This is a genomic window from Protofrankia symbiont of Coriaria ruscifolia (genome assembly GCF_900634745.1).
Lineage (GTDB): Bacteria > Actinomycetota > Actinomycetes > Frankiales > Frankiaceae > Protofrankia > Protofrankia californiensis.
In genome coordinates this window covers 31948-45529 of the sequence record NZ_CAAAFR010000199.1, presented here as the reverse complement: position 1 = coordinate 45529, position 13582 = coordinate 31948, and the positions used below count along the sequence as shown (strand labels likewise).

General features: G+C 66.4%; 10 protein-coding genes and 1 tRNA gene. 5 read left to right on the top strand and 6 right to left on the bottom strand.

Going from position 1 to position 13582, the window contains the following annotated elements; translation table 11 throughout:
* Positions 1–189: 189 nt before the first annotated feature.
* Complete coding sequence (locus tag CV1CTNOD_RS23115; protein WP_131768817.1) at positions 190–546, bottom strand: WhiB family transcriptional regulator; 357 nt, start codon at positions 544–546, stop codon at positions 190–192.
* 284 nt (positions 547–830) lie between these two features.
* On the opposite strand from CV1CTNOD_RS23115, the gene CV1CTNOD_RS23110 reads away from it, so the two are divergent.
* Positions 831–3422 carry a transglycosylase domain-containing protein gene (locus CV1CTNOD_RS23110; RefSeq protein WP_131788055.1) on the top strand — a complete coding sequence of 864 codons (2592 nt, stop codon included), beginning with the start codon at positions 831–833 and terminating at the stop codon, positions 3420–3422.
* Positions 3423–3559: 137 nt separating this feature from the next.
* On the opposite strand, the gene CV1CTNOD_RS23105 is transcribed toward CV1CTNOD_RS23110, so the two are convergent.
* Positions 3560–4033, bottom strand: a complete 474-nt coding sequence (locus CV1CTNOD_RS23105) for a GatB/YqeY domain-containing protein (protein ID WP_131788054.1) — start codon at positions 4031–4033, stop codon at positions 3560–3562.
* 250 nt (positions 4034–4283) lie between these two features.
* Here CV1CTNOD_RS23105 and CV1CTNOD_RS23100 point away from each other — a divergent pair, with 250 nt between their 5' ends.
* The 4 genes from CV1CTNOD_RS23100 (at position 4284) to CV1CTNOD_RS23085 (ending at position 7625) form a co-directional block, all read left to right on the top strand.
* On the top strand, positions 4284–5240 hold the full coding sequence (locus tag CV1CTNOD_RS23100; RefSeq protein ID WP_242606956.1) for a metallophosphoesterase: 957 nt from the start codon (positions 4284–4286) through the stop codon (positions 5238–5240).
* Positions 5241–5321: 81 nt separating this feature from the next.
* Positions 5322–5398 (top strand) — tRNA-Pro (locus tag CV1CTNOD_RS23095).
* Between the two features lie 571 nt (positions 5399–5969).
* Positions 5970–6449 (top strand): THUMP-like domain-containing protein, encoded by a 480-nt coding sequence (locus tag CV1CTNOD_RS23090; RefSeq protein ID WP_207386626.1) that lies wholly within the window; start codon positions 5970–5972, stop codon positions 6447–6449.
* Positions 6450–6890: 441 nt separating this feature from the next.
* The gene (locus CV1CTNOD_RS23085) at positions 6891–7625 is read left to right on the top strand and encodes a hypothetical protein (RefSeq protein WP_165485686.1); all 735 of its coding nucleotides are present in this window, start codon (positions 6891–6893) and stop codon (positions 7623–7625) included.
* A gap of 120 nt (positions 7626–7745) precedes the next feature.
* Here the strand turns inward: CV1CTNOD_RS23085 and CV1CTNOD_RS23080 are convergent, their stop codons facing one another.
* From CV1CTNOD_RS23080 to CV1CTNOD_RS27135, 4 genes are all read right to left on the bottom strand, one after another.
* Positions 7746–8558, bottom strand: coding sequence for an SAM-dependent methyltransferase (locus CV1CTNOD_RS23080; protein ID WP_131788052.1), 813 nt, complete (start codon positions 8556–8558; stop codon positions 7746–7748).
* A 261-nt stretch (positions 8559–8819) separates the two neighbouring features.
* Positions 8820–9686 (bottom strand): helix-turn-helix domain-containing protein, encoded by an 867-nt coding sequence (locus CV1CTNOD_RS23075; RefSeq protein ID WP_131788051.1) that lies wholly within the window; start codon positions 9684–9686, stop codon positions 8820–8822.
* Between the two features lie 351 nt (positions 9687–10037).
* Positions 10038–10454 (bottom strand): potassium channel family protein, encoded by a 417-nt coding sequence (locus CV1CTNOD_RS23070; RefSeq protein ID WP_242606955.1) that lies wholly within the window; start codon positions 10452–10454, stop codon positions 10038–10040.
* A gap of 470 nt (positions 10455–10924) precedes the next feature.
* Positions 10925–13189, bottom strand: coding sequence for a serine/threonine-protein kinase (locus tag CV1CTNOD_RS27135; RefSeq protein WP_242606954.1), 2265 nt, complete (start codon positions 13187–13189; stop codon positions 10925–10927).
* Positions 13190–13582 lie beyond the last annotated feature (393 nt).

The window sequence follows — 13582 nt, the reverse complement described above, 5'->3', positions numbered from 1 at the left end:
GCATCCGGGCCCACCTGGTCGGCCCGGATCGTCCGGTCAGCCCGGATCATCGCTGTCCGGAGCACCGTCGTCGAGAAGTTGTCCCTCTAATGACGTCGGTGTCCATAGTGCCCTGTCAACGTGTGATAATGAGCCGCGAAGAGGAACCGGACGGCGGGATCGTCGACAGGGGACGAGGTGCGGACGATCCTAACCGGCGGAGGCGGTACCGTGATGGGCGCGCGCGTCCGCAAGCAGCTTCCGCCACGATGTGACGTCCGGTCGTCGGCGCAGAAGCGCTCGGCGTTCCCGTTCGGTCATACCGCCCCAGACCCCGAACTCCACTCGGTTGTCAAGGGCGTCAGCGAGGCACTCGGTGCGGACGAGGCATCCAAAACACCGGGTCTTCACCCGGTTCTGCGCTGCTCCCTGGACGAAGAGGTCGTCCGGGTCCAGGTCGCGACAGGCCGCGTTCGCGGTCCAGTCGCCGTCGACGGTCGAGCCGATCAACTGGGTCGAGCTGGCACGTCGTGCGGCACTGGTGCGGGTTGCCAGGCTGCTGGTCATGCCACCTGCCTTTCTTCTCGAGACCGGGTCAGGGGGCCCGTGCGGGTGGTGACGTGGCTTCGCCCGAAACCGTATGGAGCGTCTTCGCCACGGCACAGACCCCACACGGGTGGTTGTCTAAATGACCCGTCCGGGCCATTGATCCGAATGGCCAGAGTGGTGCTGTCTGTGACCAGATCGTGTCGTGTGCGTGACATTCGCATGTCCGTTCCGTACGGTCATAGGCTTGGGCAGGTTGCGCGGCCGAGCGGTCGCGTGAGGGGGCCGTTTGGAGGTTCCCGGACGTGACCACCACGACAGGGCCGGGCCGTCGGTTCCCGGAGCCACCCGCCGACTCCGGCCGTGCCGTCCATGGCGGAGGCGTTGCGCCGGGCACGGCCCCGGCGCCCGACGGCCCGCGCCGTGACTACCCGCGAACATGGACGGCGGCCGAATGGGTCGGGCAGGCTATGATCGTCAGCGGGCTCGCGGGCGTCCTTCTCGCGCTGCTCGTGCTGCCGGTGGTGGCCCTGGCGGGCCTCACGGTGAAGGGCGGCGCCGACGCGTTCCTGGATCTGCCGGCGAACCTCACCGTCCCACCGCTGCCGCAGGCGTCCCGCATCCTGGATTCCCAGGGCAACGTCATCGGATATCTGCGGGGTGAGCAGGACAGGCAGATCGTCGCTCTTGACCGGATTCCGACGGTGCTGCGCCAGGCAATTATAGACATCGAGGACTCTCGCTTCTACGAACACACCGGTCTCGATTACAAGGGATTGCTCCGGGCCTATGTCTCCAACCAGGAGTCCGGCGAGGTCACGCAAGGCGGGTCCACTCTAACCCAGCAGTACGTGAAGAACGTCCTCCTGCAGGCCGCGACCTCCAAGGAAGCAAAAGAAGCCGCCACCGAACAGACCGTCAGACGTAAACTCCGGGAAGCACGCTACGCACTTTACCTCGAGGAGCACCTGAGCAAGGATCAGATTCTTGAAAGGTATCTGAACATAGCCTACTTCGGGGACGGCGCCTACGGGGTGGAAACCGCGGCGAAACACTATTTCAACGTGGACGTCGATCAGCTCACCCTCCCGCAGGCGGCAATGCTGGCAGGTCTGGTCAAGAACCCGACCGCCTACAACCCGGTACTGCACCCGCAGGTGGCGACACTTCGGCGTGACCTCGTCCTGGAGCGTATGCACGAGCTCGGCCACATCAGTGACGAGCAGCTGCGGCAGACCAAGGCGGCTGCGGCGGTGCTGAACCGCTCACCGCAGGCGGCGGACCCCTGTCAGCTGTCCTCGGTACCGTTCTTCTGCGGGTACGTCCGCCGTACGCTTCTCGCCGACGAGCGCTTCGGGGCGACCCAGGCGGACCGGGAGCGGCTGCTGTTCGAAGGTGGCCTGACGATCCGGACCACGCTCAGCCCGGTCGCCCAGGCTGCCGCACAGAACGCGGCGAACACGGTCGTGCCGCCCGGGAACCGGGTCGCGGTGGGTGTTGCGATGCTCCAGCCGGGCACCGGGAAAGTGCTGGCGCTGACCGTCAACCGGGAGTACGGCCCGTCCGCGGACGGCCTGCCACCGGAGCGGACCACCGACTTCGTGCACACCAAGCAGATCATCCCGCTGGAGGAGACCTCTTTCTCGCCGGGATCCACCTTCAAGGTCTTCACGCTTGCCGCGGCCCTGGAAAAAGGGATGCCGCTGAACACCACATATAATTCTCCAGCGTGTTATCACTCGAATGTCCTCAACAATCCGGACACCGACGAGAACAGACGCCAGAGCCCGGGGGACTGCTTCGGCAACGCAGACCCGAACGAGGCCGGCTTATACTCCATGACCACGGCTACCTGGGACTCGGTCAACACCTACTACATCCAGCTCGCGGAGAAGGTCGGTCTGCGGAACACCGCCGAAATGGCGCGCCGGCTGGGTGTGACCTCCTGCCGGGTGCAGAACCAGTCCGCGTCCCTGCGCTGCCCCGGCGGCGGCATCGGACCGGTCGACGGGGCAGCTGTTCTCGGCACCAACGAGATCTCCACCATGGATCTGGCGACTGCCTACGCCACGCTCGCCAATCACGGCGTCCGGTGCGATCCGCAGCCTTTCGAATCGATTACCCAGCGAGTCGGTAGTACCGACCGGCCGGTGCCCTACACCGTGCCCGCACCATGCCGCCAGGTACTCAAGGCAGAGATCGCGGACACGGTCACGTCAGTCCTGGAAGGCGTCATCCTCCACGGGACCGGAGCCCCCAACGCACAGATCGGCAGGCCGGCCGCGGGTAAGACCGGAACCGCCGAGGGCTTCAGCACCGCGTCGTTCGCCGGTTATATCCCCCAGCTGGCCACCGCCGTGACCGTCGCCGACCCACGCTCGCCTACAACGTATCCGTTGCGCAACGTCCTGGGTAACAAGGTCGTCTACGGTGGCGGCCTGCCCGCCCAGGTATGGGCGAAAACCATGCGCGGCGCCATCGACGGACTCGCCCTGCCGGTCGAGCCGATGCCGTCCCCGGACGGCACCCAGCCCTACCCGCTGAAGAAGATGCTGCCCGACGTCGTCGGCCAGGATGCGGCCACGGCACAGGCACAGCTGACGTCCCAGGGCTTCAGGGTGACGGTCCAGGAGATCTGGAGCCCGTTCACCAAGGGAACGGTGCTGGCAATGAATCCCGGGGGTAACCAGGAGGTGGACGAGGGTTCGGAGGTCGTGCTGATGGTTTCGCAGGGTTTCGTCCTGCAATCCCACTCCGACAGCGAGAACACTCCTGCCCAGTCCGACGGCGGGGGCGCTCCCGCCCGATTCGACGGCGGGAGAACTCCCGTCCGGGCCGAACCCGTTACCGCAACTCCCGGACGCGACCGGGGGAACGGCGGGCCCGGCGCCGGCTGACGAGTTCCCGCCGGCCACCGGCACATCGTCTCGTCAGCGGGTCTCCTCGCCGGCCGTCAGCGGGGCTTCTCGTCAGCTGTTGGCAGGTCTTCTCGCCGGCCGCCGGTGGGTCGCTCAAGGCGTGGTTGTCGTTCTTCTCATGCCTGGGCGGGAGGGGAAGAAGCCAGGCGGGTGCGGACCAGGGCGGAAACGCGGGCCCCGTCCGCACGCCCGGCCACCTCGGACTGGACCGCTTTCATCGCGATACCCATGGCCTTCGGGCCGGCGAGACCACGTTCGGCAATCACCTTGTCGATGATCGCGACAAGTTCGTCGTCGTCGAGCTGCTGAGGAAGGTAGGCGGCGAGGATCTCGCCCTCGTCCCGTTCTCCGGCGGCCTGCTCCGCACGGCCGGCGGCAGCAAAGGCCTCGGCAGCCTCCCGTCGCTTGCGAACCTCGCGGGTGAGCACTTTCTGTACCTCGGCATCGGACAGTTCGCGGGCGCTCCTGCCGGCTACCTCCTCGTCCTTCACCGCCGCCATGGCCATCCGCAGGGTGGACGTCCGCAGCGCGTCCCGCGCCTTCATCGCTGTGGTGAGATCCGCCCGCAGACGGTCCTTGAGTTCGCTCACACGGTGACCTTAGTGGACCTCAGTGTCAGTGGACTCCCAGCGGATGCCGGCGATCGTGAACCTGGGCGCCGGGTGGCCGCCGACCGGGTACCCAGTGGGTCAACCGGGTGCCCAATGGGCCAAAGGCAGCGCGATCATGTTTTTTTCGTGTTGCCGGAGGTTCAGGTCTCCGGGCGTCCAGTGGGTAACGACGCACGCGACGCGGCCCGGGGAGCGCCCACAACGGCGCAACGTGGGCCACACTGGTCCGATGACGAGCGGGCGACGATTGGAGCGGTCACCGTTGCGGACGTGGGGACGCCCCGCCGGGCGGGCGGCCACCGGGTTCGGCGCGGCAGGTGCCCTTGCCCTGGTCTACGCCGCCGGATACGAGCGCACCGCCTACACCCTGCGTCGCGTGGTGGTGCCGGTACTCGCGCAGGGTGCGCAGCCACTGCGCATCCTGCACATCTCCGACCTGCACATCACTCCGAACCAGAAGCGCAAGCTGGCGTGGATCGCGGACCTGGCCCGTCTGGTGCCAGACCTGGTGGCGCTGACCGGTGACGTCCTGTCACACACGGACGCCGACGAGCCGACGCTGCTGGCGCTGTCGTCCCTGTTCGGATTCCCCGGTGTGTTCGTGCCGGGTAACAACGACTACTACGTGCCGACGCTGAAGAGTCCGCACCGCTACCTGCTGCCGAAGGACGACTCCACCCCGAAGGGGCCCCCGCTGGACTGGGCCGGTTTCGCCAAGAGCCTGGCCGCCGACAGCGGCTGGCTCGACCTGACCAACACCCGGACGGTGCTGCGCGTCGCCGGGCAGCGGATCGACGTCCGCGGTGTCGACGACGCCAGGCTCAAGCGGGACGATCTTTCTGCGGTGCTCGGCTCGCGCGACAACGGCGACGTCGACCTGATGTTGGGTCTGTCGCACACCCCGGAGCCCCGGGTACTGGACGCCTACACCGCGGACGGCGTGGCGTTGACCCTGTCCGGTCACACACACGGCGGGCAGATCCGCGTGCCGTTCGTCGGGGCGCTGGTCGCCAACTGCGGCCTCGACCGTGGCCGGGTCCGCGGACTGTCCCGCTATGAAGCCGGCGGGCGTTCGTCGTGGCTGCACGTCTCCGCGGGCCTCGGGACGTCTCCGTTCGCGCCCATCCGCTTCGCCTGCAGGCCGGAGGCCACCATGATTACTCTCGCGCCGGCAGCGTGGACCTGACCCGACCCGGTTACCGTGGACCTGACCGGTCACCCGCTGCCGAGGGTGGGCCGACGGATCAGGTAGACTTCATGATGGTCGCGGGGTGTGGCGCAGCTTGGTAGCGCGCTTCGTTCGGGACGAAGAGGTCGTGGGTTCGAATCCCGCCACCCCGACCAGGCTCAGAAGCCATCCTCGGCAATCGAGGATGGCGCTCATCATCCCCTGGGTGACTAACCTCCTGACGGGATAGCGGGGAAGATGCGATTCATGGCCATGGCACCGTCCTCTAGGATCGGCCTTATCTGCTTGTGGTGAACTCGCCTCGGGCGTACTCGCCGTGGGAGTCGGCGATCTCCCGTCGGGGCCGGTGGCGAGGTCGACGGTCTCCCGGTGCGACATCCACGCCCGGTAGGCGGTGGCGTCGACGGCCGGCACGAGCATCACGTCCTGGTGGCCGTCGCGGACGAGCACCACCGGCTCGCCAGTCGACTCGACCTCGTCCGCGAGTCTCGGCAGCAGGGCGTTGGCCAGCGTTTGCTCGTACAGGGTGAGGGCCTGCTCCACCCACCCCGCCGACGGGGCAGAGCCCGAGAAACGGTGTAACGGCCGGCGATATTTAAGCGTTTCCGCAGGTCATGGCCTTACCTTGGGGATTACCGATCAAGATCTTCTGATACTCCCCATTCCGGGGTTTCGTCGCGTTCGGTGGCTACGTGCTGGAGCGGCGGGGTGGTGTCAAGCTTGTTGATGAGAATCGCCCTGGGCAGAGATCTCAAGGAAGCAGCGGCGTGGTCCCCGGCGCTGGCCACCGCAGGCACACGCGCGACCCTCCTGCCCGAAGGGCACACCCTCACGCCCACCCGGGCTTATGAGAGGCATGAGGTGGATGTGGAGGTACGGGCGCCGGGTGAATACCTCCTCGACCCGGATCCGGTCGTCACCCGCGCAGGGCTCGTCGCGGAGCTGGCCCGGGAACTCGGAGCCTGGAAGATCGACGAACGGATTGCATTCCTGTCGGCTGACACGCCGATGCGTACGCCGTTCGGCCGGTCGTTGCGCGTCATCGATTCCGCACCATGGAACCAGAAACAGCTGCCTGCCTCTGCCCGCCTGTGTGAACTGGACATCGGAGCGGTCGACATCCGGCGGCGCGGCCTCGCCGGTGACGTCGACCAACTCCGTAAGCGCCTGAAGCTGTCCGGCGCCCGCCGGGCCACCTCGTCATGACCCGCGTCAACGACCGTCCCTGGGGACTGATCTGCCTCGACGACGAATGACGACGAATGATAAATCACCCCAGGACGAATCCGGATCAGTAGACATGGCCGAGGACGGCCGCGCGTGAGCGTCGACGTCAGGTTGATCAGTGTGTGGTGTGGTTCGGATCGTCTTGTTTCAGGAGGCTGAGCGTTTCGGGAGGCTGAGCACTGTGATCGACAGCCGCATGCCATACGGCCAGCCGTGTCGGTGTCATCCCCTTATGAGGACTTTCAGTGAGTATCCATCAGTACGACCCGTGGGGAGATCCTCAACAAGCATGCCCGTCGGGGCCGGCGGGCCATCGTCCGCCGGGTCCTGCTGGTTGTTGCGGCGGTTCTCGTCGTGGGCTTCTGCGCGGGCGTGCTGCTCGGTCTGCCGCTGTTGCACCGGATACGGGATGATCGGCCGGTGGCGTCACCGACCGCGCCGACGTCGGCCGGCCCCAGCTCACAGGCACGGCCGGCCTCCGGTGATCCGTTTGTTGACACCCAGGTCGCGAGCTTCGCCTCCGGCGCGGACGGACTCGTCCTGCCCGCTGCGGCCGACACCGGCTCTTTCACCGCGGCCGAGGTTGAGGCGGCCCTGCAACAGATGAAGAAATTCATGGCCACCGCCTACCTGGACCCCCGGGTATTTGGCGGCGACCTCGGCCCCGTGTACGCGGTCGTGAACGACGGGATGCGACGGTCTTTCCAGGAAATGGCTGGTGATCCATCGAGGCAGAAAGAGCTTCTCTCCTTCGCGGCGCGTTTCGCGCCGGGTGTGACGCTGGTGCTTCCCGACGTCCACGTGAAGGGCACCATCACCTATGCTCTCGGCGAGCAGCCGGGAACGCTGAAGATTGCAACGAATCACGTGTACGTCTATCCGCTGTGTCGTCATTCGTTCCAGGCGCTGTTCACGGTGCACCGTGACCTTGAATTCACCTTTCACCGGGCGGGAACGGTGCGGACAGCTGAAGAGGGAATATATTACAGCGGTGGTAAGGGCATTCTGTACTGGGATTTTGACTGCGAAGCCATGAAAAAGGGTTTGCTCGCCCCGGGCGAGCCGCCCGGGTTCACCGCTCCCGAACCGGGCGAACCGGAATACTCCGAAAGGTTCGACCCGACCACTCCCATCGCAGGGAGGGATATCTGCTGACCGGTGGTGATGGAGTGAGCACCTGTGGATGGGGCGGGCTGTGGTGCTCGCCCCATCCGGTCAGCCGGATCGGCCTGCGTAGGTCGAACTATGCCGAGCTTGTCTGACGCGACAGCGGTCCTACGGTTTTCTGGCGAGGCCGGCCCATACGGGCATCGGGGTGGTGTCAGCCCCCGGATCGGGCCGCCACTGGGTGGTTGGGACTATCCCCGGCTCCAGCAGCTCCAGTCCGTCGAAGAACCGCGAGACCTCCGCATGTGAGCGGAAAGTGACCTTTTCAGCCACTGAGGCGTTCATACGCGTCGCGGCTTCGCGCATCTCTTCGGCGGTGATGTCACTGGCCGGGTGGGAGAGCACCAGGTAGCTGCCGGACGGGACAGCGTCCAGAAGCGTGGTGACAATCCCGTACGGATCATCCTCGTCCGAGATACAGTGCAGGATCGCGACCAGCATGATTGCCACCGGGCTGGTGAAGTCCAGAGTGGCCGCCGCCTTCTTCAGGATCGCACCCGGATTGCGTAGATCGGACTCGATGTACGCGGTCGCGCCCTGCGGGGAGGTGGTCAGCAGCGCCCGGGCGTGAACGAGGACGATCGGGTCGTTGTCGACGTAGACGATCCGTGAGGTTGGGGCCGTCCGCTGCGCGACCTCGTGGGTGTTGTTGGCCGACGGCAGGCCGGTACCGATGTCAAGGAACTGACGGATGCCCGCCTCGGCGGCCAGATGATCTACGGCTCGGCCCAGGAACGCTCGGTTCGCGACCACGCTGACGGGGGTACTGGGCAATGCTGCTATTACCTGTTCGGCCACCTCGCGGTCGGCGGCATAGTTGTTCCTGCCGCCGAGCCAGTAGTCATAGATCCGGGCGATGTGTGGCACGTCCGGGTTGAGGGTGGCGGGTGGTTGATCCTCGTCTGCCACGTCAAGTCCCACGTCAGGTCCTTCCGTCCAGCGTCCGCTGCGCCGGGTCTCAACTCAGAGATTCTAGCCCTTATACGCCTAATTCCGGGAAAGTTCGGTGGCGCTCGGAGGCTCCAGTACCGAGAGGCATACCGAGGGAGTAGTGAGAGAGGGAGCAGCGAGAGACGGAGACGTCGGCTCCGGCCTGGTCGGTTGCGGCCACGGCCGCTGACTACAATCTGTGATATCAGCCGAGTGTGGTCTTGGCTGCCGATCAGTCTCGCCGGCGGCTGTTCAGATCTCACCGACAATCTTGCCGAGTAGTTCGGCGGAGTGCTTCGGGGGCACGCTGTCGACGCAGAGACGGTTCATGGCGGCCAGGTAGCGGTCCACATCCTCCAGCTTGTCCAGATAAGCCGCGCCGGCGAGCTGCTCGAGGTAGACCACATAGGGCAGGTCCGCTTCGGGGAACTGCAGGATGCTGAATGCTCCGCCCTCGGCGATGTGGCCGCCGAAGGCGAAGGGCATCACCTGAAGGGTGACGTTCGGCTGCTCCGTCAGAGCGATCAGATGTTCGAGCTGGGCGCGCATCACCTTGGGCCCACCGATCGAACGTCGCAGGGCGGCCTCGTCCACTACCGTCCACAGATGGGGAGGGCCGGATCGCGTCAGGATTTTCTGACGCTGCATCCGTACGTTGACCCGACGTTCGACGTCCTCGCGCGAGGATCCCCGGCTGCCTTGAACGATGACGGCGCGAGCGTAATCCTCGGTCTGGAGCAGGCCCGGAATGAACTGGACCTCATAGGCCCGGATCAGCGTCGCCGACTCCTCCAGCCCGATATACGGCTGGAACCAGGTCGGCAGGATGTCACTGTAATTCTGCCACCAGCTCGGCTGGTTGGCGTCGCGGGCCAGGGACAGCAGCGGCTCCCGCTCGGCGTCGTCCGTGACGCCGTAGAGGGTGAGCAGGTCGGCGACATCACGTTCCTTGAAGCTGACGCGTCCCAGCTCCAGGCGACTGATCTTCGATTCGGAAGCCCGGATGCTGTATCCGGCCGCCTCGCGACTGATGTCCTTACCCTCGCGTAATCGACGGAGCTGGGAGCCCAGGACAATCCGACGTACGGTAGGGCCGCGGGGCGGCTCACCTGTTGTCATGTCCCGACCCCCCGACATGCATAACGTAACAGCGTCCCGGCCAACCTTTTCGATCTTCATAGCCTCTTACGGATATGTGCCGGGATTCTACCGCTGTGCGTCATGGGTGCATTGCGCCGTCAGGAGTCCGATGGCTCGTCGGCGTCCGTTTCGCCCGCTTCGCTCGTTTCGTTCATGTCGACTCTGCCGACCGTTATGCCTGTCGCGAGGTCGATCATGCTGATCAGTCATGTCGATCATGGCGATCATCATGATCGATACCCTGGCCGGCGGGTCAATGATCGGCAGATCGGCAGATCGGCCGGATGGCCGGCTGCCTGGGCTGCCCGGTCGCCGCTGGACGAATTCCCCTCACTCCGATTCCCGGGTGGAGCGGCGGTGTATCCCGGCGCTGATTGCGCTGAGGAAAATCCGTGCGACAAGGCCGATCACGACGAGGTTGCCGAGCATCTGAATCATGGTGATGATCCGGGCGGTCTGGGTTACGGGGGTGATGTCGCCGAAACCGACGGTGGTGAACACGGTGATCGTGAAATACAGGGCGTCCGTACGCGTCATCGCCTGGGTGAATGCGCAGGCCTGTTCGCGACCAAGCACGAAGTAGGTCCCCGCAAAAATCAATAGAAACAATGGGAGGGACACCGCGAAAGCCTCCACGGCCCGCAGTCCGGGGTAGGCGGATCGGGCGATCCGCCGGATCTGCATGCCGATGATACCGGCGAACACCAGCAGGACGGCAGTCAGGGCAATCCCCGTACCGGTGTTCACGCCGTGGCCAAATGGAAGTAGGTAGTACAGGACCATCAGCACGGTGACGCTTAGGACTGACCGCAACATGGCGCGTGTGATAAGTACGCGCTGGCTGGGTGCCGGTCGTGCGCCCTCGTGTCTGTGTTTTGGTGGGATGTCTCGCGCGTTCTTCGTGGTCACGGGTTGTCCCGGACGGGGGCGCCGTCGGCGGCTCCCATGTCGGGACCTGGAAGGCAGTTGGTCACAGGGTCCTCCGCGTCCTGGGGATCACGGCGGTGCCCAGGCTGCCGACCAGTTGCAAACCGAGGGCAGGGCTGGGCCCCCGTGGAGGTGGCCCGACGTCGCTCTCGGGGTTGATCGGAATCTGAGCCCCGTCGGTGGCCGGACTCACGACAGGCACGCCTGTCGTGAGTCCGGCCACCACCCATGAGCATACGGTCACCATGAGATCGGATCCGGTGACTGTGAGTCGATGCGAAGTGGGTACTTCAGGCCACGAAGGTGCGGGAATAACCGTGATCGAGCGTGCTGGCTTCGTCAGGAGGGCGGGTCACCGCATGGGAAGAACCTTGACAAGGATGCTTCGTCAGGGTTGGCCCCCGGAGGAGGGGAGGGGGGCTGAAAGCGACAGCCAGCACGTGGAGGACCGGCGCGGTGAAGACCTGCAGGTCGAAGACGGCCGGGTGGAAGACCGCATGAAGGTTGGTCCTCCACACGGCGCCACCGGCAGGCCCACCCGTCAGGATCCGTAGCAGCCACCCGCCGCCACGGGATGTGAGCGTCCTCGCTCGGGCCGAGCATTCAGCGATCCCGTTACCGTGAGGCGTACGGGGCAGGCGTGCAACGGCCGGCTGCCCCGTCGGGCTCCGCAGGGCAGAAGTTCTGTTGTCGGCGGTACCGCTGGAGCTGGAGTCCGCGGTCGTCGTTCCCTTCCCGGCCGTAGCCGTGCCCTCCTCGGTCGTGGATGCGGGCCGTCCGGCCGGTCCGGATGGGCGGGACGGCTCAGATGGTGCGGACTGGTCGCGGTTTGCCGACGATTGAGGTCTCGCCGTAGACCGCGGTCTGGACGTCTGCGCTACCGATTGGGTGGAGGACGCCGGCGGTGGTGGCGCCACCGCACCTGAGGACGAGACGGATGGAGATCCAGACGACGATGCGGTGGGCGCCTTGGACGGGGAGCTCGGCGGTGGCTTCGCCGGGGTCGTGGTGGCGGCTGGTGGGGCCGTCCTGGTGGGAGCCGGCGCCGGCGAGGTCGGCGGAGGCTGCGTTGGCTTTGCCGGGGTCGTGGTGGCGGCGGCTGGTGGGGCCGTCCTGGTGGGAGCTGGCTCAGTCGGGGCCGTCGGCTCCTTCGGTGACGATTGCGCAACGTTCCCGGCGTCGGGAGCGGGCTGAACCGGCTGGGCGGAAGGTGGCAGCGGCGTACTCGTGGACTGTCCTGACAGCGTCCAGGCCACGGCTCCCGGTGGTTGGGTGAGCGCAAACCCGGCCGATGCCGGCGGGCCGGGCGTCCACAGCCTTCCAGCCGTCGGGACCGTCGCGTTGCCGCTGGGGAAAGGCACACCGGCTGCTGGCGTCGTCATCGCGCCGGGGAGGCTCGCGTTGCCGCTGGGGGCGACACGCATGGCGACGGCCACGACCAGCCCGGTGGTCACCCCGAGCGCGATACCGGCAGCCACGGTGACCAGCGCCAGCTGCCAGCGGCGCATGACACCGGCATGCCCGCTGCCTGGGTGCCCGCTGCCTGGGTGCACAGCGCCGGAATGCCTGGCGCCGGGCTGTTCGGGCGGGGTCTCGGTGACGACCGCGTGACCGGCGGGGCCGCCCAGCCGGTCCGCTGCGCGCGGGCCTCCCCCGCGATCGGCCACCGGAGCGGATGCCGATGGCGGTGGGGGCGGGGGCGGGACCAGGACACGCCGGGTGACCTGGTCCGCCAGGTCACCGCTGTCCGGGTAGTTGCGGACGATGCCGGTGGCGAGTTCGACGGCGGTGGGCCGTCTGCTCGGGTCCCGGTTGAGAGCCCGCAGGGTCAGCGGCGTCAGACCTTCCGGTATGTCGCTGAGGTCCGGTTCTTCCCGCAGCATGCGGATGGCGGACGCTGTGGGCGTGTCCGCCGCGAACAGGTGGCGGCCGGTTGCGGCGAACGCCACGCACATGGCCCAGGAGAAGATGTCGGCCGCGGGTCCTGCCCGCTCGCCGCGGAGCTGCTCCGGAGCCATCCAGGCGACCGTCCCGATGATGTGGCCGGTCTGGGTGTGCTCGGTTGTGTCAACAGCGTGGGCGACACCGAAGTCGATGACCTTCGGACCGTCCCAGGCAAGCAAGATGTTGGACGGTTTGAGGTCGCGATGCACCAGCCCGGCGGCGTGGATGGTGGCGAGGGCGTCGGCGAGGCTCGCGGCGAGGTCGATGAGCATGGAACCGCTCAGGCGCCCTCGCTCACCGACGGCCGCCGCAAGGCTGACACCGTCGACGTATTCGGTGGCCATCCATGGGCGTTCCGCGTCGACGTCGGCGTCACGGACCTCCGCAACGAACTTGCCGCGGACGCGGCGCGCGGCCGCGACTTCACGGCGGAACCGTTCCCGGAAGTCCGCGTCACCAATCAGCTCCGGCCGGATGACCTTCACCGCCATGGGATGGCCATCTTCATCGAAACCGAGGTAAACAGTGCCCATCCCGCCGGCACCCAGTCGCCCCTGGAGCCAGTACCTCCCGACTTTTCGGGGATCAGCGTCGGTCAGCGGCGCCAGCACGCCCGCTCCTCTCCTGCGACTCCCCCACCTTGGGGATCACGCTACCGAGTCGGTGGGCTTTGCGACTGTGAGCGCATCAACTTTCTCGAGCGGGAACAAACCAGTCACCGTGTTCAAACGTACGATTGATCACACCCGCTTACTGCTGCTGGATCGGCGTGTATAGGTAAAGAGTTTGCCCGCAGGCGGATTGGTCCCGCGGTATCAGGCATTCAGGCAGCCCGAGACGGCCCGATCTTCCGGGCTACCAGCGTGTCAAAAGTAGAATGATCATGTTTTTTCGCGCTGCTGGAGGCCCAGTTCCGGGGGGTGTTGAGCAGGCGGCGGTGTGGCGACATCCGGGTCCGCCTGGGACTTCCTGGACCTGTTGGATCAATACGTTCTGTTTCGGAC

Coding starts and splice junctions, on each gene's coding strand:
- CV1CTNOD_RS23075 (WP_131788051.1), bottom strand. CDS start 9,686: ATGACAACAGGTGAGCCGCCCCGCGGCCCTACCGTACGTCGGATTGTC.
- CV1CTNOD_RS23100 (WP_242606956.1), top strand. CDS start 4,284: ATGACGAGCGGGCGACGATTGGAGCGGTCACCGTTGCGGACGTGGGGA.
- CV1CTNOD_RS23090 (WP_207386626.1), top strand. CDS start 5,970: ATGAGAATCGCCCTGGGCAGAGATCTCAAGGAAGCAGCGGCGTGGTCC.
- CV1CTNOD_RS23115 (WP_131768817.1), bottom strand. CDS start 546: ATGACCAGCAGCCTGGCAACCCGCACCAGTGCCGCACGACGTGCCAGC.